This window comes from Staphylococcus succinus (assembly GCF_029024945.1).
GTDB classification, from domain to species: domain Bacteria; phylum Bacillota; class Bacilli; order Staphylococcales; family Staphylococcaceae; genus Staphylococcus; species Staphylococcus succinus.
This window is the reverse complement of record NZ_CP118976.1, coordinates 1,528,287-1,550,807: the sequence shown is the minus strand read 5'-3', so window position 1 is coordinate 1,550,807 and position 22,521 is coordinate 1,528,287. Positions and strand designations below refer to the sequence as shown.

25 protein-coding genes and 1 pseudogene are annotated in these 22,521 nt (G+C 29.7%); 18 read left to right on the top strand and 8 right to left on the bottom strand.

The annotated features are described in order from the left end of the window. The first annotated feature begins 2 nt into the window (after positions 1-2). Positions 3-914 (top strand): substrate-binding domain-containing protein, encoded by a 912-nt coding sequence (locus PYW31_RS07620; RefSeq protein WP_046836355.1) that lies wholly within the window; start codon positions 3-5, stop codon positions 912-914. 94 nt (positions 915-1,008) lie between these two features. Here PYW31_RS07620 and msrA read toward each other — a convergent pair whose 3' ends face one another. After that, on the bottom strand, positions 1,009-1,524 hold the full coding sequence (gene msrA / locus PYW31_RS07615; protein ID WP_046836356.1) for a peptide-methionine (S)-S-oxide reductase MsrA: 516 nt from the start codon (positions 1,522-1,524) through the stop codon (positions 1,009-1,011). A gap of 148 nt (positions 1,525-1,672) precedes the next feature. Here msrA and PYW31_RS07610 point away from each other — a divergent pair, with 148 nt between their 5' ends. After that, the gene (locus tag PYW31_RS07610; protein ID WP_046836357.1) at positions 1,673-2,653 is read left to right on the top strand and encodes an LCP family protein; all 981 of its coding nucleotides are present in this window, start codon (positions 1,673-1,675) and stop codon (positions 2,651-2,653) included. 93 nt (positions 2,654-2,746) lie between these two features. Here the strand turns inward: PYW31_RS07610 and PYW31_RS07605 are convergent, their stop codons facing one another. After that, on the bottom strand, positions 2,747-2,932 hold the full coding sequence (locus PYW31_RS07605) for a 2-hydroxymuconate tautomerase (RefSeq protein WP_046836358.1): 186 nt from the start codon (positions 2,930-2,932) through the stop codon (positions 2,747-2,749). Positions 2,933-3,081: 149 nt separating this feature from the next. Here PYW31_RS07605 and PYW31_RS07600 point away from each other — a divergent pair, with 149 nt between their 5' ends. After that, the gene (locus PYW31_RS07600; RefSeq protein WP_046836359.1) at positions 3,082-4,344 is read left to right on the top strand and encodes a Y-family DNA polymerase; all 1,263 of its coding nucleotides are present in this window, start codon (positions 3,082-3,084) and stop codon (positions 4,342-4,344) included. 251 nt (positions 4,345-4,595) lie between these two features. On the opposite strand, the gene PYW31_RS07595 is transcribed toward PYW31_RS07600, so the two are convergent. Then, entirely contained in the window at positions 4,596-5,687 is a 1,092-nt protein-coding gene (locus PYW31_RS07595; RefSeq protein WP_046836360.1) for a prephenate dehydrogenase, read from the bottom strand. Positions 5,688-5,815: 128 nt separating this feature from the next. Here PYW31_RS07595 and PYW31_RS07590 point away from each other — a divergent pair, with 128 nt between their 5' ends. Further along, positions 5,816-6,853: a M42 family metallopeptidase gene (locus tag PYW31_RS07590; RefSeq protein WP_046836361.1), complete on the top strand. Its 1,038-nt coding sequence runs from the start codon at positions 5,816-5,818 to the stop codon at positions 6,851-6,853. Positions 6,854-7,004: 151 nt separating this feature from the next. Here PYW31_RS07590 and PYW31_RS07585 read toward each other — a convergent pair whose 3' ends face one another. Then, on the bottom strand, positions 7,005-7,370 hold the full coding sequence (locus PYW31_RS07585; protein WP_046836362.1) for a winged helix-turn-helix transcriptional regulator: 366 nt from the start codon (positions 7,368-7,370) through the stop codon (positions 7,005-7,007). Positions 7,371-7,500: 130 nt separating this feature from the next. Here PYW31_RS07585 and nfsA point away from each other — a divergent pair, with 130 nt between their 5' ends. After that, on the top strand, positions 7,501-8,241 hold the full coding sequence (gene nfsA, locus PYW31_RS07580) for an oxygen-insensitive NADPH nitroreductase (RefSeq protein ID WP_046836363.1): 741 nt from the start codon (positions 7,501-7,503) through the stop codon (positions 8,239-8,241). A 291-nt stretch (positions 8,242-8,532) separates the two neighbouring features. On the opposite strand, the gene PYW31_RS07575 is transcribed toward nfsA, so the two are convergent. Further along, on the bottom strand, positions 8,533-8,838 hold the full coding sequence (locus tag PYW31_RS07575) for a hypothetical protein (protein WP_063410184.1): 306 nt from the start codon (positions 8,836-8,838) through the stop codon (positions 8,533-8,535). Positions 8,839-9,474: 636 nt separating this feature from the next. On the opposite strand from PYW31_RS07575, the gene PYW31_RS07570 reads away from it, so the two are divergent. The 6 genes from PYW31_RS07570 to PYW31_RS07545 all read left to right on the top strand — a co-directional run bounded on the left by PYW31_RS07570 (position 9,475) and on the right by PYW31_RS07545 (position 14,574). After that, positions 9,475-9,762, top strand: a complete 288-nt coding sequence (locus tag PYW31_RS07570) for a hypothetical protein (protein ID WP_046836365.1) — start codon at positions 9,475-9,477, stop codon at positions 9,760-9,762. A 521-nt stretch (positions 9,763-10,283) separates the two neighbouring features. Beyond that, positions 10,284-11,279, top strand: a complete 996-nt coding sequence (locus tag PYW31_RS07565; RefSeq protein WP_046836367.1) for a glycoside hydrolase family 43 protein — start codon at positions 10,284-10,286, stop codon at positions 11,277-11,279. Continuing rightward, positions 11,272-12,531 (top strand): oligosaccharide MFS transporter, encoded by a 1,260-nt coding sequence (locus PYW31_RS07560; protein ID WP_046836368.1) that lies wholly within the window; start codon positions 11,272-11,274, stop codon positions 12,529-12,531. The genes PYW31_RS07565 and PYW31_RS07560 overlap by 8 nt, the downstream gene beginning before the upstream one ends. Positions 12,532-12,886: 355 nt before the next feature. After that, positions 12,887-13,504: a hypothetical protein gene (locus tag PYW31_RS07555; protein WP_046836369.1), complete on the top strand. Its 618-nt coding sequence runs from the start codon at positions 12,887-12,889 to the stop codon at positions 13,502-13,504. 201 nt (positions 13,505-13,705) lie between these two features. Next, positions 13,706-14,221: a MarR family winged helix-turn-helix transcriptional regulator gene (locus tag PYW31_RS07550; protein ID WP_046836370.1), complete on the top strand. Its 516-nt coding sequence runs from the start codon at positions 13,706-13,708 to the stop codon at positions 14,219-14,221. Further along, the gene (locus PYW31_RS07545) at positions 14,218-14,574 is read left to right on the top strand and encodes a rhodanese-like domain-containing protein (protein ID WP_046836371.1); all 357 of its coding nucleotides are present in this window, start codon (positions 14,218-14,220) and stop codon (positions 14,572-14,574) included. Before PYW31_RS07550 ends, PYW31_RS07545 begins: the two co-directional genes overlap by 4 nt. Before the next feature lie 63 nt (positions 14,575-14,637). On the opposite strand, the gene PYW31_RS07540 is transcribed toward PYW31_RS07545, so the two are convergent. Further along, positions 14,638-15,042, bottom strand: coding sequence for a sporulation protein (locus PYW31_RS07540; protein ID WP_046836372.1), 405 nt, complete (start codon positions 15,040-15,042; stop codon positions 14,638-14,640). Positions 15,043-15,619: 577 nt separating this feature from the next. Between PYW31_RS07540 and PYW31_RS07535 the strand changes: the two genes are divergently transcribed. The 7 genes and pseudogenes from PYW31_RS07535 to PYW31_RS07505 all read left to right on the top strand — a co-directional run bounded on the left by PYW31_RS07535 (position 15,620) and on the right by PYW31_RS07505 (position 20,081). After that, the gene (locus PYW31_RS07535; RefSeq protein WP_046836374.1) at positions 15,620-15,826 is read left to right on the top strand and encodes a YozE family protein; all 207 of its coding nucleotides are present in this window, start codon (positions 15,620-15,622) and stop codon (positions 15,824-15,826) included. A gap of 612 nt (positions 15,827-16,438) precedes the next feature. After that, positions 16,439-16,962: pseudogene (locus tag PYW31_RS07530) on the top strand (hypothetical protein). Between the two features lie 608 nt (positions 16,963-17,570). Next, the gene (locus PYW31_RS07525) at positions 17,571-17,750 is read left to right on the top strand and encodes a hypothetical protein (RefSeq protein WP_082104701.1); all 180 of its coding nucleotides are present in this window, start codon (positions 17,571-17,573) and stop codon (positions 17,748-17,750) included. Between the two features lie 483 nt (positions 17,751-18,233). Further along, a complete protein-coding gene (locus PYW31_RS07520) occupies positions 18,234-18,410 on the top strand; it encodes a VraH family peptide resistance protein (RefSeq protein WP_235602238.1) in 177 nt (58 codons plus the stop codon). Between the two features lie 495 nt (positions 18,411-18,905). Beyond that, on the top strand, positions 18,906-19,103 hold the full coding sequence (locus PYW31_RS07515; protein WP_046836376.1) for a hypothetical protein: 198 nt from the start codon (positions 18,906-18,908) through the stop codon (positions 19,101-19,103). A gap of 328 nt (positions 19,104-19,431) precedes the next feature. Then, on the top strand, positions 19,432-19,692 hold the full coding sequence (locus PYW31_RS07510) for a hypothetical protein (protein WP_046836377.1): 261 nt from the start codon (positions 19,432-19,434) through the stop codon (positions 19,690-19,692). 203 nt (positions 19,693-19,895) lie between these two features. Beyond that, a complete protein-coding gene (locus tag PYW31_RS07505) occupies positions 19,896-20,081 on the top strand; it encodes a hypothetical protein (protein ID WP_046836378.1) in 186 nt (61 codons plus the stop codon). Between the two features lie 533 nt (positions 20,082-20,614). On the opposite strand, the gene PYW31_RS07500 is transcribed toward PYW31_RS07505, so the two are convergent. Together PYW31_RS07500 and PYW31_RS07495 are read right to left on the bottom strand one after the other, a co-directional pair. After that, positions 20,615-21,808 carry an MFS transporter gene (locus tag PYW31_RS07500; protein ID WP_046836379.1) on the bottom strand — a complete coding sequence of 398 codons (1,194 nt, stop codon included), beginning with the start codon at positions 21,806-21,808 and terminating at the stop codon, positions 20,615-20,617. 12 nt (positions 21,809-21,820) lie between these two features. Further along, complete coding sequence (locus PYW31_RS07495; RefSeq protein ID WP_046836380.1) at positions 21,821-22,270, bottom strand: MarR family winged helix-turn-helix transcriptional regulator; 450 nt, start codon at positions 22,268-22,270, stop codon at positions 21,821-21,823. Positions 22,271-22,521: the final 251 nt, after the last annotated feature.

The following is a 22,521-nucleotide window of genomic DNA, read 5'->3' as shown; positions in this document are numbered from 1 at the left end:
GTATGAAAAAAATAATCGGAGCTTTTGTTATCTTGCTATTTTTAACAGGGTGTTCACTAGAATCCCCTTTAGAAAATAATAATAGTGGGAAATCACAGAAGAAAAAATCAGATGTAGTCATTGGTGTGAGCATTTCCACCTTAAATAATCCATTTTTTGTAAAGATTAAAGATGGTATTGAAAAAGAAGCTAAAAAAGAAGGCGTAAAAGTGAAATTTGCTGACGCGCAAGATGACGCAGCTAAGCAAGCTAATGATATTGATGATTTAATACAGCAAAATGTAGATTATCTTATTGTAAATCCTGCAGATTCAGATGCCGTTTCTGGTAGTATACAAATTGCTAATGATCAAAACATCCCTGTGGTTACGCTTGATAGAGAAGTAGCAAAAGGTAAAGTAGCATCATTTATAGCTTCAGATAATATTAAAGGTGGAGAAATGGGAGGTCAACTTATTGTTGATCAATTTGGTAAGCAGACTAAAGTAGCAGAATTAGAAGGCATACCAGGAGCAAGTGCTACTAGGGAAAGAGGTAAAGGATTCCATAATGTAGCCGATCAGTCACTGGATGTCGTTTCAAAACAAAGTGCGAAGTTTAATAGGACTGAAGGATTAAATGTTACGCAAAACATTATACAAGCACATCCAGATATTAAAGCCATCTTTGCGCAAAATGATGAAATGGCTCTAGGAGCAGTAGAAGCGGTAGGCAATAAAGATATTAAAGTTATCGGTTTTGATGGTAATGAAGATGCGTTAAAATCCGTAGATAATAAAAAATTGTATGCTACTGTTGCGCAACAACCTAATTTAATGGGGGAAGCAAGTATTAAAACAGTTATGAAACTATTTAACGGCGAAGATGTTGAGAAAAAGCATAAAATCCCGTTAGAAATGAAGCAGCAACAGTAGAAATAGTAATGCGAGATTGATATATCATTATAATAACGTAAGTATGATAAAAGCCGGGTTACAGTAGATTGTAATCCGGCTAATTTTATATCGATTAATCTGTTGACGATGCTTTAAAATGTTGACGGTCCTGTTGTTCTTTAGCATAACGTTCAGGATTCTTCTTATAAAAGTCTTGATGTTCTTCCTCAGCTTCATAAAATGTAGAAGCGGGTAAGATCTTAGTTGCGATTGCTTTATCTCTATTTATAGTTTGTTTTAATTTTTCAACATAGTCTTCAGCAACTTCTTTTTGATCTGCATTGGTATAGAAAATGGCAGTTTGATATTGCGCACCTCTATCTTGAAATTGTCCACCTTCATCAGTAGGATCTATTACAGAAAAGAAAATTTCTAATAATTTATGATATGAGAACAATGCGACATCGTACTCGATTTCAACTGTTTCAAAATGTCCAGTGTCGCCAGTTTTGACTTGTTCGTAAGTTGGATGGTCAACGTGGCCTCCCATATATCCAGAGGTTACTTTTTCAATTCCTTCGTATGTATCAAAGGGTTTGACCATACACCAAAAGCAACCACCTGCGAAGTATGCTTTATTTATATTCATGTTTAACATCCTTTCTGTCTTTCTGTATTAGACCTTAGTACCATTTATTAAGAAAACACTTGATTTTTATTCACTTTTTATATAACTTATAGTATATGCTAATTATAGTACATAAATGTGCAATTTTGAAGATATAAGGTTGATACTAATGAATGAAGATAAACAAAACAACAATGAACACACAAGCAATGAGACGAATCAACGCCCTATGCGTAGGGTTAAGAAGAAGCGAATACGAAAGTTGCCTATTATTATTTTAATCTTAGTTATAATATTGGCGATAGTAATTGGCTATTCAGTTCACGGATATAACTCTGGAATTGATTATGCTCAAGACCACGGTAAGACACTGAAGCAACAAAAATTTAATGGCGCCGTTAAAAATGACGGTAAAATAACGATTATGGTGTTAGGTGCAGATAAAGAACAAGGTGGTATTTCTAGGACTGATTCTATTATGATCGCGCAATATGATTATATTCATAAGAAAATGAAGATGATGTCTGTGATGCGTGATATTTACGCAGATATACCTGGTAATGGGCAACATAAGATTAATTCAGCCTATTCTATAGGCGGTCCAGAATTATTGAGACAGACTTTGAAGAAAAACCTAGGTATAGATCCAGAATACTACGCTATTTTAGATTTTACTGGTTTCGAAAAAATGATTGATGAATTAGAACCTAATGGTGTACCAATAGATGTCGAAAAAGATATGTCTGAAAATATCGGTGTATCATTGAAAAAAGGTCATCATCGTTTAAATGGTAAAGAACTATTAGGATATGCTAGATTCAGACATGATCCTGAAGGTGACTTTGGTCGTGTACGGAGACAACAACAAGTGATGCAATCACTTAAGAAAGAACTTGTGAGTTTAGATACACTGCCTAAATTACCACGAGTTGCTGGTATTTTAAGAGGTTACTTAAATACTAATATGCCAGATTCTGCGCTGATGCAGACAGGTTTAAACTTCGGTATTCGAGGCGATAAAAATATTGATTCTATAACATTACCTATTAAAGGCACGTATCAAGATATTCAAACGCCAGCCGATGGTAGTTCATTAGAAATCGATAAAGCTAAAAATAAAGAAGAAGTTAAAAAGTTTTTAAATGAATAAGATAGCAGTAGCTATAAAAAGGAGTAACTCATTAATTGATGAGTTACTCCTTTTTGTTGTGTCTACCAAAGTGACGGTGACACATACAGCATATTATTGATCTGACTTTCTCACACCAGCTACACCAAAATGCGTAGGTTTCATTTCTTCTATAATCACTTGGACAGCTTCTTTGTTAGCACCTGTGGTTTTTTCTACAGCTTGTGTAACCTCTGACACTAACGCTTTAAGTTGATCGTCAGAACGACCTTCTAATAATTTTACATTTACGATAGGCATATCTTATCCTCCTAAAACTATTTTTTAATATTATAGCATGAAAATTTAAAAAACTATAAAAAATTACGGGTTACGAACGTTTGTTCTATTTTATTGAAAACGAACAGATGTTCGTATATAATGAAATTAGCACAAGGAGGTCATTTGATATGTATGATTATAAACTAGTGGAAGATAGAGATGTATTATGTATCGATCAAAAAAGCTTTTTTGCAAGCGTTTCGTGTATACAAAAGGGATTAGATCCAACAAAAGTAAAGTTAGCAGTAGTTGCAGATACAAAGAGACAAGGTTCAGTCGTTTTAGCAGCGACAGCGCCTTTAAAAGCTTTAGGTATTAAGACGGGGTCGAGACTATTTGAAATACCACATAGAACTGACATATATATCATTAATCCAAGTATGAGAAGATATTTAGAAATTTCAGTAGCAATCTCTAAGATTGCATTACGTTATGTACCACCAGAAGATTTACATCAATATAGTATCGATGAGTTCTTTATGGATGTGACAGATAGTTATCATAGATTTAGTAAGACACTCCATGCTTTCTGTAAAAAATTACAACTTGAAATCAAAACGGAGACAGGTATCGATTGTTCTATTGGTATAGGCTCAAATATGTTACTAAGTAAGGTAGCGATGGATATAGAGGCAAAACACACTTCAAGTTTAATTGCAGAGTGGCGCTATCAAGATATTCCAACCAAGCTGTGGCCAATTCAGCCCCTAAGTAAATTTTGGGGAATTAGTCAACGTACAGAAGCTAAATTAAATAAACGAGGCATTTTTACGATAGGCGATTTAGCAGTCTACCCACATGAGTATTTGAAAAAGGATTTGGGCATTATCGGCGTAGATTTACATTTGCATGCGAATGGTATAGATGAAAGTCGTGTAAGAGAGAAATGTAAGGTGATGAACCCATCTATTTGCAAGAGTCAAATACTGATGCGTGATTATCGATATAAAGAGATGAAGGTCGTCATGCGTGAATTAATTGAAGATGTAGCGAGTAGAGTTAGAGCAAGAAACCAATTAGCGAAGACGATTCATTTTTCAATTGGTTATAATGAGAAAGGCCATGTGAATAAACAGTATACATTAGAAAACCCAACGAACTTAGAAGATGATATCTTTAAAGTTATTGATTATTTTTTAGACCGGCTTTGTGATACTACAGCATTATTTAGAACAGTAAGCGTATCTTTAACACAATTTGTAGATGAGAATGATACACAGTTAAACTTATTTATAGATGAGTATGAAAAGAAGAGAAAAGAGCGATTGGCTAAAACAATTGATGCATTACATCGTAAATTTGGTAAAGGTATTGTTTCTAAAGCTGTATCTTATACAGATGCTGGAACAAAGAATGGGCGCTTAGGTTTAATGGCTGGTCATAAGATGTAGCAAGCGTGGTTACTTACATTTAGTTCATATCTGTTTACTCCAATAAACATGGTGTAAGCGCACACCATTGTGAAGCGGATATAAAAATGAAGTATATAGATTATAAAAGGTATAAACATGCGGATATAAGTAATTAAATAAAGACAAGTACATTCAGCATAATAGAAATGTACTTGTCTTTATTTAATTTTAACCTATGGCATTTATAGTAAGGAAAAGTCATAGGTTAATGTGCATATGCATAAAGGAGATTAAGCAATATAAGTGTCAAAATCACTTAAAGCTTCAGCGCCATCTTTACGATCTTCAGGGTTTTTAAAACTAATACGTAACGCGCCATAAATATCTTCACGTACTTCTAATATTCTTAGGTTGCTTATAGAAATATTATGTAAACTCAGGATATTTGTAACTTTGCTAATCATACCTGGTTTATCCGGAATATCGACATATAGATCATACTCCACAGATAATGCGCCTTGTGATTTAAGGGGGAGTTCATCACGATAAATTTTAGCATCATTAAAGAAATCATGTAAGTAGTCAGGACTATTACGCTCAATGAGTGAAATCACATCTTCCATTTGATTTTTCCATTCATTTAAAATGGAGAGGATAACATTTTTATTTTCAATAGTGATATCACGCCACATAATTGGATTACTGCTAGCTATTCTTGTGATATCTCTGAAACCACCAGCTGCTAATGTTTTAACAAGTTCAGAGTCCTGAACATGTTGAGCGTTTAAATGAACGAGGCTCGAAGCTATAATATGTGGAACGTGACTCACAATGCCAGTAACAAAGTCATGTTCATCAGCGGTTGTTGAAATAAATTTAGCATCAGTTGTCTTTAATAGACTTTGTATTTCCTCAAAGGCAGCGTCATTACGTGATTCATTATGTACTAAAATATAAAAAGCATTTTCAAACAAGTGCTTCTTAGCATTTAATACTCCAGACTTGTGACTACCTACCATAGGATGACCACCTATTAAATGTATATCATGGTCTAAAAGTAAAGGTTCATATTGTTGAATGGTAGATTTGGTACTGCCAGTATCAGTAATAATCACATGTTTCTTAGTATGATAGTTAGGTAATTCTTGTAAATATTTAATTGTTTGTTGTACGGGTGTCGCATAAATGATAATATCCGCACTTTCAACGCTTGTCTTATAGTCTGATGATTGATCATCTATAATACCAATAGATAAAGCTTTATCTAATTGGGAAATATCTGCATCATAAGCAGTTATTGTAATATCATCATGGTAATATCTTAAGTTACTCGCTAAACTTCCGCCGATTAAACCTAAGCCAACGAAAAGAATGTTTTTCATAAAGCAAACCACCTCTATCAAATTTTCAGAATAGTAACATTGTATAGTAGCTCATGCTAATACGCAATATGTATCAATTTTAAAAAAGAAAAGTTAAAATAAAAATATAAATAGTAGGAGGGGATAGCATGACAGAATCTATTTTTAACACGATTCAACAATTAACTAGCATTAATAGTCCATCGGGAAATGCAGATAAAGCGATTGCCTATGTGAAAAATGAAGTAGAACAATTAGGATTTACTACTGAAACAACGCATAAGGGTGCATTGATTATTACTGTTAAAGGGCAGAATGATGAATCTTATAAGTGTATTACCGCACACGTAGATACATTAGGTGCAATGGTGAAAGAAATCAAAGAAGATGGCCGTTTAGCGTTAGATTTAATCGGAGGTTTTAGCTATAACGCGATAGAAGGCGAATATTGCGACATTGAAACATCATCAGGTCAAATATATACTGGAACGATATGTTTACATGAAACGAGTGTACATGTTTATCGTGGAAATGATAATGAACCTAGAGATATTGAACATATGGAAATTAGATTAGATGAAAAAGTAAATACTAAAGAGGAAACTGAAAGTTTAGGTATTGAAGTAGGAGACTTTATTAGTTTTGATCCTAGAACACAAGTGACATCTTCAGGCTTTATTAAGTCCCGTCATTTAGATGACAAAGCGAGTGTTGCGATGATTATTGAATTTTTAAGAACTGTGAGAAGAGAAGATATAACACTACCTCACACGACTCAATTTTATATATCTAACAATGAAGAAATTGGTTATGGTGCAAATGCATCTATTTCGCCTAAAATCGTTGAGTTTATTGCATTTGATATGGGTGCGTTGGGCGATGGACAAGCATCTGATGAATATACGGTTTCTATCTGTGCTAAAGATGGCTCAGGTCCTTACCATAAAGGACTGCGCGAACAACTTGTAAACTTATGTAAAACAAATGAAATTCCATACAAAGTTGATATTTATCCATACTATAGTTCCGATGCTTCTGCTGCACTAAAAGCAGGTGCTGATATTAGGCATGGTTTATTTGGTGCAGGTATTGAATCCTCACATGCGTTAGAGCGCACACATATCGATTCTTTAAAGGCGACACAATCATTACTTCATGCATATTGCTTAGCTCCGATAAATATATAGTGAATGAGGACATAGAGGAGATTTTTTACCTTTTTCCAATTCATCGATATCATAAAAAGCGCAATCTTATTAGCATTAAGATTGCGCTTTCACTTATTATTTGAAGCAAGCAGTTTTCAGATAAAATGAGGAGGAGCTAGATTTTTAACTGTTATACACTATGAGGCTGTTCTCCGTGACGTTTCCCATAATTTTCCATCATATCTATAATAGGCAACAAATCTTTACCTTTTTCAGTTAATCCATAAACCACTTTAGGTGGCACTTCAGGATACACAGTACGGCTTATAATCTTGTCGTTTTCTAATTCCCGTAATTGTTTCGTTAATGACCCTTGTGAGATATCTTCAAGAAATTTTTTAATGTGACTATAACGACGGTCTTTTTCTTTCAAATACCAGATGATTAAATTCTTATAACGTCCCGAAAGTATATTTTGGGTATATGCAATGCCATAAATATCTCTATTATCTTCTATCACTTCTTTATCAAAACCATAATTACAAATTTTGACCATATAAATCCCTCCATTGTACAAAGGTACAAAATTTAATACTACGTATTTTTATATTGCCTTCTTCTAATTTAATACTTAATAATTTATCATATTATATATCATAAAACAGTATATTGAAAGGGGAAGACAAATGAACGATACAATCAAATTATTACAAAACCATAGTTCAGTAAGAAAATTTAAAAATAAAGCAATACCAGAGGAGCAGGTTAATCATATATTTAAAGCTGCTAATCAAGCATCATCGTTTAGTTTACTACAAGCAGTTTCTATTATACGAATTACGGATAAACAAACAAGAAAAGCAATTATGGAATTGAGTGGTCATCAAAGTTATATACAAGAAGCATCAGAGTTTTGGATATTTTGTTCAGATTTTAATCGTAATCATCAAATTGCGCCTGATGTTGATATCGCTTATGCAGAATTTCTACAAATTGGAGCAGTAGATGTTGGATTAATGGCACAAAATGCTATGGTTGCTGCAGAATCATTGGGATTAGGTGGCGTTTATATTGGAGGAGTCAGATTAAACATTGAAAAAATCAGCGACTTATTACAATTACCTGAGTATGTTATACCTTTAGTAGGCTTAAGTATGGGGTATCCAGATGAAGAGAAAGCGCCACTAAAACCAAGATTACCTCAATCAATAGTCATGCATCATAATCAGTATGAGCCTTTCGATGTGGCACATATAGAAAGTTATGATGAAGAGATGAAGCAGTATTATGAAAATAGACCAATCAAAGCACCTTTTACAGCAAGAAAAATTAAAGGCTGGAGCGACCACATAGATGATCATTTAGCAAGAAGTATACAGCCTAATATGCTAGCATTTCTTAATAAGCAAGGGTATGTACGTAAATAAATTCAATATACAATAAATGTATGGAGAAATGCGTAGCCCTTCATTTGAAAAGAAGGTGAAGCATAAGGACTACTTATTGAATAAAAATAATATTTCTAAGTAGATAATAAACAAAAATTAGCTTTTGAGTTAATGTTAAAATCTTCATTACTACTCGTTATAATTAAAAAGTGATTTATGCTTTCATTTTTATCAGAATAATGGAAGGTGTACAAAAAGATAGAATACAAAAATAAATAAAGAAATTAACATAAAGCTACAACGATTTGTATAACGTTGTAGCTTTATGTTTTATGTACGCTTATTAAATGCATATTCGTAATAAGGTATAGATTTAAAATCGACTTTTATATTATTAGTGGAGCTATCAGAAGTAAGATCAGGAGGTAAAATTGCTATACCTTCACCATTTTGAACTATATTGATAATGGCTTCTAATGAATCTAATTCAATGAAATTTTTGTCAGGTAATATATCTAATGACAACCTTCTCAAAGGACATTTTTTATCAGAGCTAATTAATAATGGTAAGTTATCATAATTCTCTATATATTCCTTATTTATATATAAGCCTACTTTTAAAGATGAAGTCCTCACTAAGATACCATTGGTTGAACAGTACTGGGAAATCCAAAATATTAATTAGAATTTGAAAGAATTAGTATAATTATTGATTAAGAGCCTCTAATTGAGGCTCTTTTAATTTGAGATATCTAAAATTCCTTTACCATTATGGCAATTTGGGCTTCATTCTTATAGAAAGGTAAAGGGTTTGTTTTCTTGTATTTTAGCTTATCAATATCCCATTGGTTTATAGTATTAGCCCCTTTATCAGGAAGGGGTGGAAAATCATTTGTGACACTTGTGGCCTTGTTGATATATCTCACAATATTGCTTCTTTTTTAGTTAATTTTATTTGTGCAGTATTCAATTCAGGAATAATGAATGTTTACTTAATTTCATTTATTAATGAATTTTTTGATTACATAATGAATAAATATTACTAATACAACACATAAAATAAAAAAATAAATAAATATGACTATAGAGGGAACGTCACTATTTCCATTTGCCCATTCAACTATAACAAATATACTTCTTATAAATAAAATTAATAAAACAGCGTTATAAATTAATTTCTTCAAAATGTATCATCTCCGTTGTAATTTTGCGTAAAAATAAAGGGGGTTTCATTTTTATAAAAAAAGAATAATAATTTATATTTTTTGTGTTGTGGAAATAGGTATACTTTTACAAGTTAATGCAAGTAGTTCTAATGATTTAAAAGCTTTCCAAACTAATAACTTAGAAAGTAAAGAAACATATGATGTTTCAAATAATACTGAGCCAAGAAATTTAGCTGCTGCAGCAAGGTGGGCTGTATCCGCTCTTGGTGGAGGGGCACTTTATGATGCTGCTAAAGCTGGCATTAAAAAATCACGTGCTACAGCTAAGAAACATGTAGGTAAAGGTACAGGTAGAAAACAAGGTGCATCAGCTGGTTATTCAGCTTGCTACTAAACAGGTTAGAAAAGGAATACAATGTATGATTTGTATTCCTTTTTCTTCAAGGAGATAGAATTATGAAAAAAATATTAATTTGTTTTATAAGTGTTATAGCAATCATCCATTCGTTGAATACAGTTATATATAATCTCCCAACTAATCCTACTCAAGAGAAATACAATAAATATGAAACACTACACTTCTTTAAAAGTAAACACTTTGAATGTAAAAAGTGCCTTACGTTAAAGAAGTGTATTTTTATGCCTATTAATAAGATTTTTATATAGAATATTCAACATAAGCACTTGTTACAAGCATGATTTGGATAACCACCCGATAAAACTTACAGTAAAACAAAATATGACTTGTGTTACATAGGTGAAGAGAATTTAGCTTTTTAAAACGGTTCCAATGATACATTGAATATTGCGTTTTTATAATTTATACGGACGTATTTGTAATTAATTTGACATGTACGGACAAATATTTTATAGTTATTTTTGAAAACGTTTTCAAAAATATCGAGGGGGAGTTTTATGGTTAATATTAGCAATCCTATCGTATTACAAAGGGCGGATCCTTTTATTTACAAAGATAAGGGAAATTATATTTTTACAGGTTCACATCCTAAATACGATAGAATTATATTGAGAATATCTGATACGATAAACGGTCTATACGATGCCAAAGAACATGTAATATGGGAAAAACATGACAAAGGGGGACAAAGCCATTTAATTTGGGCACCTGAAATCCATAAAATTAAGGGTAAATGGTATATATATTATGCAGCAGCGCCTAATGAAAAAATTGAAGATGATACATTTAATCATAGGATGTATGTATTAGAAAATAACTCTGATGATCCTTTGTCTGATAATTGGGTAGATAAAGGACAAATAGAGACAGGTTGGGATTCATTTGCCTTAGATGCTACAATATTTTGTTTAAATGACACTTTATATTATGTTTGGGCACAGCAAGACTTTGAAATTCCAGGTCATTCAAATATTTATATTTCAAAGATGAAAAATCCTTGGACTTTAGAAGGCGAAATAACTATGCTAACTTATCCTGAATATGATTGGGAAAAACAAGGCTTTTTAGTGAATGAAGGACCAGCCGTTCTAATAAAAGAAAATTATATTTATTTAACCTATTCAGCAAGTGCAACAGGGATAGAATATTGTGTAGGCTTATTATATGCTGATATCACTAGTGATTTATTAGATTCTAGCTCGTGGTCTAAAGTGAGCCAACCTATTTTTAAAAGTAGTAACGTTAATGCACAATATGGACCTGGGCATAATTCTTTTACTGTCTCAGAAGATGAAAATCAAGATATTATTGTCTATCACGCTAGAAATTATCAAACCATTGAAGGCGATCCGCTATATGATCCGAATCGTCACGCAAGAGCACAAGTTATAGAATGGGATAATATCGGTATGCCAATATTGGGCGAACCTGTGCCAGATGAACGATGGACTCCAAATTCGCCACGAATATTGGAGGATGATAGCGATGATTAATATTAAAAGTAGTGTATTTTGGCGCTTTGGAGGTGTGAACTTTTTTTATTTTGCAATATGGACATTGATAATAACTTTTTTACCATTATGGTTAAATAAGGAGGCAAATTTAGATACAGCTGAAGCTGGTATTGTTTTTGCTACTATGTCTATCGTTGCGATAATATTAGAGCCAATTTACGGCATAATTCAAGATAAATTAGGATTAAAAAAATATTTGTTTGCTTTTGTCATTTTGTGCCTACTTTTTATTGGTCCTTTTTTCGAATATGCATTTATACCGTTGCTAGAATTAAATGTATTTTTAGGTAGTATCATTGGTGGTTCTTTTATAAGCTTATGCCTATACAGTGGCGTTGGGGTTGTAGAGTCATATTGTGAAAAATCAAGTAGAGCTAATGGATTTGAATACGGTCATACAAGGCTATTTGGGTCATTAGCAGGTGGTGCTTTTGCTTTTACTGGGGGCATAATGTTTGTTCATAATGCCAATAGTATTTTTTGGATATGTTCTATATCAGCTTTGTTACTAGGTATATTACTTTGGAGTATTAAAGTGAAAAAATCCGACTATCAAAAAAAGGATGATAGTCAAAATGAGAAACCAAATGTAAATAAAGAAAGCATCTTTGAGCTATTCAAAAATAAAAGTTTTTGGGGACTTTGTTTATTAATTATTGGTAGTGCAAGTTTATATGATGTATTTGATCAACAGTTTCCTAATTACTTTGTGCAATTTTTCCCTGACAGTAGAACTGGAGAATCACTATTTAGTAGACTTACTTCAACACAAATATTCATTGAAGCAGGCGTAATGGTCATCATGCCATGGATTATAAATAAAATCGGATCAAAAAATGGTTTGTTTTTATATGGTCTTGTATTGTTTGTAAGAGTGGTAGGTACTGCTTTTACAGATGAGATTTGGTTGTTATCTTTCTTTAAACTATTAGCAGCTATAGAAATGCCATTAATGCTCATATCGATAATGAAATATATAGTGAGTATATTTGATATAAGGCTTTCAGCAACAATTTATATGCTTGCTTTCAACGTTGCAAAACAACTTGGAGTAGCATTCTTTTCTGTAGTAATGGGTAAATTGTATGTAGAAATAGGTTTTCAAAATACCTATTTAATTATGTCAGTTACTATCATTATTTTAGTTTGTATTGGAACGCTGTTGATGAAGAGTGATAAAGCACTATCTGATTTAACAATTACCAAAGAAAAAGTGAGAGATATGAGTTAATATAATGAATAAAAAAGAAGTATGTAATTTTATCAAGCTCTGCTAAAAGTAGACACTTAAAAAGTGGAAATTTTTAGGAGGGCTTTTTATTTATTGAATTGTTAGACACAATTTTTCATTTTGGAAAAATGTTTAGATACATTATATAAGGCATAATATAACAATGATTTGAATAAAAAAGTAGTTAGGAGAAAATAAATATAATTAAGTATAAAACGATCAGTTAATAGATAGTCTAAATATGAATTGCGCACTATAGTATAATAGGTTTTATGATGTAAAATACATATAAGTTACTAATTTATTAAAATTACTGAATTTCTATTTGATTTAAAAAATGAAAGGAAGAAATGAAATGAAAAAAATATTCATTGTGTTAATAGTCTTTTTAATAGCCATAGGACTTTCTGGCTGTAATGATAATCATACTAAGGAAAACAACAACTATAATAATCAAGAAGATGAAAAGACGAGTAATGCTAGTAATGCCAAAAATTCAATTAATGAGAATAAAAAAACTGAAGAGAAGGGTATTTCTAAAGAGGGGAAGAAAGAGGATTATTTAAATTATTTTAGTACTAAAGAAATCGAATATGCACGTATATGGTATCAATTACGTGTGTCTAATTATAATGTAGACCCGACTATGCCAATCTATATTAACAAGATAGCGAAAGGTTCAAAAGTCAACCCTCAAGCAAAAGATAGCGCTGTTTATAAAGAGGATGTGACTACAATAGCATCTTCTCATAGCGCAATTGGTTCTATAACTTATAGTAGTAATGGAGATGGCACAATTAACTTATATAAAAATGTGCCATATAAATGGGAAAGTCCTCAAGTTAGTGATTACAGTCATATGGCAGAAGTTACTAAAAAGGTTATTGAAGAGAATATAGAAACAATTTATGTTGAGCCATCGGATAATCAAGATGTAGGTGAAGTAGCCCAAAATATCCAATATACAAACTAGAGTTAAATATGGGAATATTAGAATAAAAGAAATTAAACGCTATAAATCAGAGGATATTACACTAATAAATACCCTCTGATTTTTTATATTTAAAATTTCGAAACATATGGAATTTGAATAGATAGTTGTATTGAAAAAATAGATAAGGTATGATAACTTTAATATAGTTAGGCGCCTAACTATATTTGGGGAGGTCATCTTTTGGAAGATATATATTTGTTTGATAGTCCTACATTAGCTAAATTAAAAGCGTTGAAAAAAGATTATGATAATTTAAACATAATTGATGTTTTACTCTATTTAGAAATTCATAAGTCTTACTGTTTAATGAAAGATAAATATGATTCACTTTTACAAAAATATGATTTAACTGAAGCAAAATTTTCAATAATGATGCTATTAACATATGAAAAAGATATGACATTAGCACCATCTGATTTAGCAGAAAAATTAGGAAGTAAAAAATCGACGATTACTGGCATAATAAAAGGGATGGAAAAAAGAAATTTAATTAGAAGGAAAGTTTTGCCAAATGATAAACGTACGAATTATGTCCAATTGACTACTGAGGGTTCAAAGTTGTTAAAAAGATTTTTACCTTTTAATTATGATTTAGTTTCAAAAGTTTTTGAAGTATTTAGTGAAGAAGAAAAAGAACAATTTTATATGTTATCCAACAAGCTCAAAAATCATTTAGAAAAGGATGAACTATTATGAATAAAGTAGAATTCCTAGAAACATTTTTAAGTTTATATATAAATCATCATGAAGTAATGAAAGATATTGAAACTGGTGAAGGAAAATATACAATTATTGATGTTCGAAATGCTCCAAAACACATTAAAAAAGATAAAATTAAAAATGCTATTGAAATACCAGCTAAAAATTTGAACGATTATTTAGATGATTTATCAAAAGATAAAATATATGTAGTGTATGATTGGACTGGTGGTACCATTTTAGGGAAAGTTGTATTATTAGAACTATACAAACATGGGTATGAGGCATATGAGTTAGCTGGCGCTTTAGAAGGCTGGAAAGGTATGAATTTACCTCTAGAAAATATTTAAATTAAAAAATCGGGTGATCATATACTATCACCCAATTTTTGTTTAGAATGAAATATAAATAAGCTAATATATTACATCAATTTGATCTTCGTCATAATTGTCAACTGCATTTGCTAAATATATATGTGTCCTTATAGTTATTTGATCAGGCTTACCTTTTATATTTTCTAATGGTAGGGCTACTGAAAATTTGCGGCTAATTTTTTCATTAGCTTGAACAGTGAACTTATCTTTAATCTCATAAGTGTATAAGATATTATCGAGTACTTTAAAATCACTTGTAGGGTCATGATTTTCAATTTTTTCTATGACTTCTAATTTTATATTATATATTTCTTCTGATGAGTTGTCTCCTTCAATGAGTATACTCCCATGTAACTTACCATTAACGTAAAAGGAGTTATTATCTACTACAGTATTAATTTTTAAATCATTAATTCCAAACTGACTAAGCCATTTTGGCAACATATTATCACCTCATATTAAAATTTCCCGCGACATCATAAAGTAAACAAAAACATTTATAACGTTAATAAATTGACTATCGTATTAATGGGTATATAGATATTAATCAAATATAATCTAAAGGGGATAGCTATATGACTATAATCTTAATTGAAATTATACTATTGATATTGATAACGTTATTTTTTATAGCAACCGTGGTAATGCATGTTAACCAAATTAAAAAGGGTAAAAAGGAAGGAGAAAGCGTATTAGACGTTTGTATAATAGTAACTGTAATTTTAATAATAACTTTATTATGTATTAGGCTATTTACATAAATTTACGTTGTTATATGAAATAATATATAATTATATCATCTTACTTTCAAATGAGTATATTATCCCATATTTGTATTTCTGAATTAAATATCAAGAATTCATTTATTCAAGACATAACTCTAATTTAAGATAGTACTATTATAAAAGTATTTTGTTTCTATATTTTATTAAAGCCACTCTTAGGAGTATGTTTTTTATTTATTGCGTAAAATGTTAAAAAATAATACAATTCGTATGGCTCATTAAAAAGAGGTGGATTTTTGAGTTTTTATGAATTTATACAAGATTATTCAGGTGATGATACACCTTTAGGAGAGATAGCAAATTGGATAAACCAAGACGTTGGATTTCCTATGGATGAAGAATCAGTTGATAAAATTTTGAGATATTTTCGTAAACAACGTTTAGAAGGTTGTACAATTGAATATGTAAAAAGAGCACTTTATATATATTCCAATTATTGTTAACTCCTAAATGGTGTTACTACCTCGAATGAAAAGCGTCCCTAATGAGGGACGCTTTTACTATAGAATTAAATCAGATATTATACTATACAGAGCAGGCACGGTCATGAGCTTGTTCTATTTTCTTTATCAGTTGGGCGAATCTTTTTGACCGCAATAAGTTTATGCTTTACTTTTATTGTGAACTATTATAATATTACAAAGCGCACCCTAGGGTGATGACAATAGAGTGGGTCTAATGTACGCCTTAGGGTGTGTATTCAGACTTACTCCAGATATAACCACTCTTCGGAGTGGTTATTTTTTTGCATATACATTAATACCCAATGCACACTTCTATTATAATACTTTTATATATTTTGTCGATATGAATGTTTATAAGGTTTAACGAGTGGTAATATATAGTTGTGGTACATTAAATTGTACTATACTAATATTAGGGTCAGTCATTTTAACGTTATTCTTAAATAGTAGAAATCGCTAGCTGGATTTTTATTATTTATCAGCGGTCTTGCATCATTTTATTATACTCACCACCCTTCGGGGTGGTTTTCAATTTTATTGTTTTTAATAATAAAACGTTGAACAATACTTAAAATGTTAAGGAGGAACTTAATGATCAGTATAATATCAGCAATTGGATCAATAGGTACTTTCATAATGGCATTGTTTTATTTTGTTTCAGTATCGGTTCAATTATATCAAATGAAATTAGTTTTATTCCAGCTTTAGCATTTAACCAAATCTTATTAACTAAAGATAGTAATCAAGAATTACATTTAATAAATACAACTTCGAATGTGACAGAACATGAAGATTATTTGAAATTATATAACTTGGGCGGCGGTGCTGCTAGAAAGATTACTATAGAGATTTTATTAGGGGAAGATAAAGTTATCCAAACAAAATATGCTAATATGTTACCTAGTAAAGAAGGTTATTTAATACCTATTAACAAAAAAGTTTTTGAAGAATTAGATTCTACAATAAAAAATAATGGTTATGAATCTAACATGAATATTAGATTGAAATATTCTCATAATGTGAGTAGGAAAGAACAAGAAATATTATTAAAAGGTCATATAGATAGTTTTAATAATTATAATGAGAAAGATATTTACGAATTACAATTTATGTAATATTATATAGTGCTAATTGTTTTAGACCTTTTTACGCACTAAGTTGTATATAGTTAATACAAACTTCCATTATAATCACAGCGACTCCTCGAATGGCGTTTTTATTTAATCTATTAGGTTTTCCTTTTTTGAATTATGAATTGAATATTTTCAGCCATGAAATATCATACACTTTTAATCATTGTGTATTTGTCAAAATAGAACAAGTACATTTGTCCCATTCTTGCTTTTTAATATATAAATAGTATTCATTCTACAAGAGAAATCACCAACATGTTCTTATTCTTTTTTGTTTAATTTAAATTTAAATGGGTAATTTTATACTATGAAGTTACCTCTTCTTAAATAGAATATGTTATGTTGGCAGCCGCTAATTCGGCTGCTTTATTAGGTTTATATTGAATGTAATGTGGTAATCAAATAATAGCTTCAAGCCACACATCTCTAAAATGTTTTTAGTTTAGCCATCCATTTTGTGACTGGGTGGTTCTTTTGTTTGCATAATTGTAAGTGGTTATTTATTGAGTAAGATTTCCAAAGTTCAGAATTATAATAAGTTAAGGTTCAAATCTGCTAATGATTGACGCCATCCAGCTCGCATCTGGATGTTGTCAGAATACAAACAGACAATAACAAAATTAATTCTAAGTGATATATCTGGTTATAAAATCCATAAAGAAACAGGTAGAAGTCAAACTGTATTATCGATACTTAGAAATGGTACACGTGACCTTGATAAAACTACAGAAAAGTTATATGAATATGCAGAAACCCATCTAAATTTATAGGTGGGTTTTCAAGGTTGGTGCCAATAATAAATTAAGTCTTCAATCAATATAGGTATATTTTGCTTATATAATTCGACATTGCTTATCATATTTTATTAAAGACTAGCTTTTAGGGGAAAATTTCTTTTCTACATATAAACTATCATCTAATATAATAAAACTTACGCCCCAACCTATAAAGGAAATTATTAGAAAGACATCGATACCTTTCTGAGTTTTATTAGGATCGAATAGCACAGACATTCCAACAAAAGAAAATAAAATACTAAAAGATTCAAAGATATAGAAGACAACACTTAATGCAGTTTTCATACCTGTTCTTTTTAGTTAATTTATTTTAATCAAACAATTTTATAATTTATTTCTGTTCTAGAATTCATTGGAATTTTGTTATACAATATAAATATAAATGAATTGTTTTACAAAATAGTTAATATTTTAAAAGTGGTTATTTATATTTGCTAATTTTACTAGAGGGGGGTAATGATGAAGTTTAAAGAGATAAAAGAAATGTTAATGAATTACCGATGGGACTCTACAGATGTCATATACTTAGTATTATGTATTGTCTTAGGATGTATTTTTATAACACCTTTTATTGGTGTGCCAATAGGCATAATTGCATATTTCTATTTATTCTTCAATGAAGATGATGGTTAAGGAGTTGATAATAATATGGCTATATTTTTGTTCATATTAATTTGTAGTTTATTGACATATTTCATGTGTTATAAAAGGAAATCTAAATAACTACATATTCTTAAAGGAATAAATATAAGATTCTAGGAGAAATAATTCGTGTTAAAAGCACTCAAAAACTACAAAAGCTATGAAAGATTATCAAGTATTATATTTTTTCCGTCTCTACTATGCTTACTTTTAATTTCCGTTTTAAAAGAAATGTTTGAATGGTCTTTTTTAGATTACTTAAACAGTATCATTTCAGCTATATTTCTAATAAGTATAATAATCAGTATTATACCCAGTTTTTTAGAGAACAATATCAAATATATAGTAGTAGATTTATTGCTCATTTCTATAATAATAGTGTTGCTCTTCTTTGGTTAATAGTTAGGTCTGTAACCTTGCTATAAGGTATTTTAAGAAGGAATAAAATAGTTATATTAAACTTAATCAAAATAGGAGGTGAATTTTATGAAAGATAATAATACAAAAGGCATGGGATTTCTTATATCAACTATATTAAATGTATTTTTATTAGTCGGTCTCATTTTTATTTATCAATTTGATAATTTAACTTTAACAATAATTTATACTGTTGTAATGGGGATAAATGCCATTTATTTACTTGTTAAGACAAGAAACAGTTGGAAAGATAGAGATGATATATAAATTCAATGATTCATTAAACAGGTAACATACTAAAAGGAGATTTTATGCCTATATTTATAATTTTTTTAGCTGCTATTCTTTTGATCTTCACAAAAATTTATGCGAATGATAAAGAGTAAAATAATTGTGATGATGTATCTGCATATTATTTTAAAAAGAAAGGGATGTTTTTAATATGACTCCGAAAATATTAATAGCTTTGCTTATTATTTTTTATCCAATATTTATTAAAACGATGAAAAATAAAAATGATTACAATTTGTTAAATGACATAAATAAAAAATTCTAATTTTACGATCTTATATCGAGTATAGTAAGGAGTGGTTGTATGTTAACTAAAAATATTAAATATCCCTATATAAAATTGATTTTTGATGTTGTAGGTATTCTTGCTGGTGTTGGTATTTTATTAATGTTTATCTTTAATACATATGCTCATTTTGAATCAAATGGTAGCTCTTCATTTAGAGTGAATATTATAGGTTCTAGCATGACTTTATTATCTATTTTGATATTGATCGTTATTGTATGTGCTGTTTTTTCTTTCGTTTTGAAATTGAAAAAGAATATAGAAAAACACAGGTATTAGATAAGATTTAGTTTGGATCAATATTTATTAAAATTAGAGGGTGTTATGTTAGTGAAAAATAAAAGAATTAAAAAAGAGATGAAAGAGGTGACTATTTCATTATTTCTTGATATGTGCAGTTTGATAATCCGTTTCTTTAGAAATATTATTTCTTAATATTATATATAATATCAAAAAATAAGAATATATAAGGTGGTTCTATAATGAAAATACCAATTATATTATCTGTTGTTTTAGGTATTATATATAGTACAGTAGTTATACTTTGTGTTCCTTTCTTATTTAACAATGGTAACTATATAACAGTAGTAAGTGCAGCATTGCTCTTAATTTTAATTATTGCTTATATAGTTAAAATCATAAAAGAAAATAAAAATGACTCACAATAATTAATTTAGAAATATACATAGTATAAACTTCGCTTAAATTATTATCACGTTTATTTATCAAACTAATTTAAAATAAATCAAAGAGTCTGGGATATAAACTCATATACTTAAAACAAAGGAGACTATTCATGCAAATTAAAACGTTTACTGCATTCACCGAAAAAACTCTGGATAAAAGGGTAAATGCATTTTAAAAAAAGATAATATCAAAGTTTTAGAAATACAAACTAACAGCAATTGGTTATATATTTCAGCGACTGTGATTTATGAAGAAAAAAGCGAATCTGAAACGAGTTGAAAATAAGTATCTTCTTAATCTTGATACATATCAAACCACCCATATATATTAATGGATGGTTATTCTTATTAACTTATTAGAACATTCATTCTATTATATTTAATGAGTTTCTTTTTATCTTGTTACAATATATAATATTTTGTTATTCGATCTTAATTATATATAGTAATAAAATTCATATTTTATTTCAATACCCCTCACCAGATTTTGTTTTATCTGGTGAGGGGTAATTTGTCTAACTATTATAGGCTTTATTAGTTATTAACTTATGTTGTCTCTTTGATAGAAAATATACGGAAGCCAATATTAATAAAAGTATAGCTATAGCAACAAACAGTATGGATACATTATATATATTAAATAATCCTACTGCTATAGAGCCAAGTGCCATCCCTGTATATCTAATAAAATTAAATGCGCCTAAAGCAGCTCCTTTTTTATTAGGAAATTCTGATGATAAATTTGTAGATATAAGAGCAGGTATGATACCTACAATTAGTCCAATTAAGAATATGTTAATTGATAATATATAAATATTAGTTTGGTTTAGAATGCTAAATAGTATTAATAAAATTGGGAATATAATCATAGTTAATTTGAATACAACAGTATTAGAAACATTTTTAGCTAATTTCTTATAAGTAAAGCTACCTAATATTATGCTGACGGTAATTGGTAAGAATAAAAAACCGGTTAAAGCAGTAGATATATTATATATTCTTGTTAAAAGAATAGGTAAATATACTAATAATGCAAAATAGGTGAAGAAAATTAAAAATCCAAAAGAAATCATAATATTATAAGATTTCGATTTAAAGAAGGACACATACTTTACAGAATTCTTCGGTTTATTGTATTTATTTACCTCTGGTATTTTTATAAATATAGTTACAATGAGTAGAATAATCGATACAGCAGTTAATACCAAGAAAATTCCTTTATAACCATAATCATTACCTATTAATCCACCAAGTATTGGTGCTAATGCAGGTGCACAAGATAATATTATTTGATAATTAGACATCATAGATGATCGGTTATCGTCAGATGACAAATCTGCTAGCAATGTAATAACGATTAATGGGATCATACCACATCCTATAGCCTGTAAAAGACGGAATATTGCGAAAATGATAAATGTATTTGTCATAGTACAAGCGATGCTTCCTAATAATGTAATACCAATTGCTATTAATAACATGCTTTTTGGATTTTTCGAATCAATATACTTTCCTAAAATAATTTGCATTATTGCAACTATGAATATAAACCCTCCAACAGTTGTATTAACCCATAGCAAAGAGACATTAAAGTCGCTTTGCAATTGGGGAATGATAGGTGTGTATATATTTTGTATTAAAGAAGCAAAAAACGCCATAAATCCGAATACAATAAGCATTGTACGTTTTACTTTGTCATTTTTTAGCATGATATCTCTCCTTTAATCCTCTTTAAGACTTTTTGTTACTTTATTTAAAAACTTTATAACTACTTCTAATTCTTCTTCCTCAAAATCATTTAATATTTCATTGTATTTATTGGTCGCACGCTTATGTAATTCTTCGTGGACATTGGCAAATACTGATCCTTTAGAAGTTAGTTTGTAGTATTTCTCTTTTCTGTTTTCTTCAAGATAGGTTTCTTCGACTAGGTTAAGATCTAATAACTTACGCATAGATTTTGAAATAGCAGGTGCAGAAATCTTTAAATCCTGTACTAATAATTTATTATTTACTTTTTCTTTTTTATCAATTATTTCTATTATATGGAATTGTGTTAAAGACAAATCAATCTTATTCTCACTTTTCCTATAAATTCTTTTTTTATTACTGTTCTCTCTTTCAACTATAAATTTTTCAAGAGATTTGATAACTTCATCTTTTTTATTCAAGGTGAAATCTCCTTTTTTATTTTGTTAACCAGTTAACTATATTAAATGACAAATTATTATTTTTGTCAACTTGAAATTGATAAAAAGAAAGGAATAAAAGCAGCAGACAGTTAATAATAATTAGTGAGTTTTTTATTTTGAAAAATTTATTAAAGAAGAATTCTAATATTATTCTTTATTGTATAATATTTGGAGTTGTTTTATCTGCTGTCATGGGACCTTTGGCACTGTTGCTGGGATAGCGATAGGTT

Bases quoted from the DNA above. Each gene is read 5' to 3' on its own strand.
- PYW31_RS07515 (WP_046836376.1), top strand. From the start codon at position 18,906: ATGAAAGATAATAATACAAAAGGCATGGGATTTCTTATATCAACTATA.
- PYW31_RS07600 (WP_046836359.1), top strand. From the start codon at position 3,082: ATGTATGATTATAAACTAGTGGAAGATAGAGATGTATTATGTATCGAT.
- PYW31_RS07595 (WP_046836360.1), bottom strand. From the start codon at position 5,687: ATGAAAAACATTCTTTTCGTTGGCTTAGGTTTAATCGGCGGAAGTTTA.
- PYW31_RS07620 (WP_046836355.1), top strand. From the start codon at position 3: ATGAAAAAAATAATCGGAGCTTTTGTTATCTTGCTATTTTTAACAGGG.
- PYW31_RS07555 (WP_046836369.1), top strand. From the start codon at position 12,887: ATGAAAAAAATATTCATTGTGTTAATAGTCTTTTTAATAGCCATAGGA.
- PYW31_RS07510 (WP_046836377.1), top strand. From the start codon at position 19,432: ATGTTAACTAAAAATATTAAATATCCCTATATAAAATTGATTTTTGAT.
- msrA (WP_046836356.1), bottom strand. From the start codon at position 1,524: ATGAATATAAATAAAGCATACTTCGCAGGTGGTTGCTTTTGGTGTATG.
- PYW31_RS07585 (WP_046836362.1), bottom strand. From the start codon at position 7,370: ATGGTCAAAATTTGTAATTATGGTTTTGATAAAGAAGTGATAGAAGAT.
- PYW31_RS07520 (WP_235602238.1), top strand. From the start codon at position 18,234: ATGATGAAGTTTAAAGAGATAAAAGAAATGTTAATGAATTACCGATGG.
- PYW31_RS07605 (WP_046836358.1), bottom strand. From the start codon at position 2,932: ATGCCTATCGTAAATGTAAAATTATTAGAAGGTCGTTCTGACGATCAA.
- PYW31_RS07500 (WP_046836379.1), bottom strand. From the start codon at position 21,808: ATGCTAAAAAATGACAAAGTAAAACGTACAATGCTTATTGTATTCGGA.
- PYW31_RS07505 (WP_046836378.1), top strand. From the start codon at position 19,896: ATGAAAATACCAATTATATTATCTGTTGTTTTAGGTATTATATATAGT.
- PYW31_RS07545 (WP_046836371.1), top strand. From the start codon at position 14,218: ATGAATAAAGTAGAATTCCTAGAAACATTTTTAAGTTTATATATAAAT.
- PYW31_RS07540 (WP_046836372.1), bottom strand. From the start codon at position 15,042: ATGTTGCCAAAATGGCTTAGTCAGTTTGGAATTAATGATTTAAAAATT.
- PYW31_RS07565 (WP_046836367.1), top strand. From the start codon at position 10,284: ATGGTTAATATTAGCAATCCTATCGTATTACAAAGGGCGGATCCTTTT.
- PYW31_RS07560 (WP_046836368.1), top strand. From the start codon at position 11,272: ATGATTAATATTAAAAGTAGTGTATTTTGGCGCTTTGGAGGTGTGAAC.
- PYW31_RS07610 (WP_046836357.1), top strand. From the start codon at position 1,673: ATGAATGAAGATAAACAAAACAACAATGAACACACAAGCAATGAGACG.
- nfsA (WP_046836363.1), top strand. From the start codon at position 7,501: ATGAACGATACAATCAAATTATTACAAAACCATAGTTCAGTAAGAAAA.
- PYW31_RS07590 (WP_046836361.1), top strand. From the start codon at position 5,816: ATGACAGAATCTATTTTTAACACGATTCAACAATTAACTAGCATTAAT.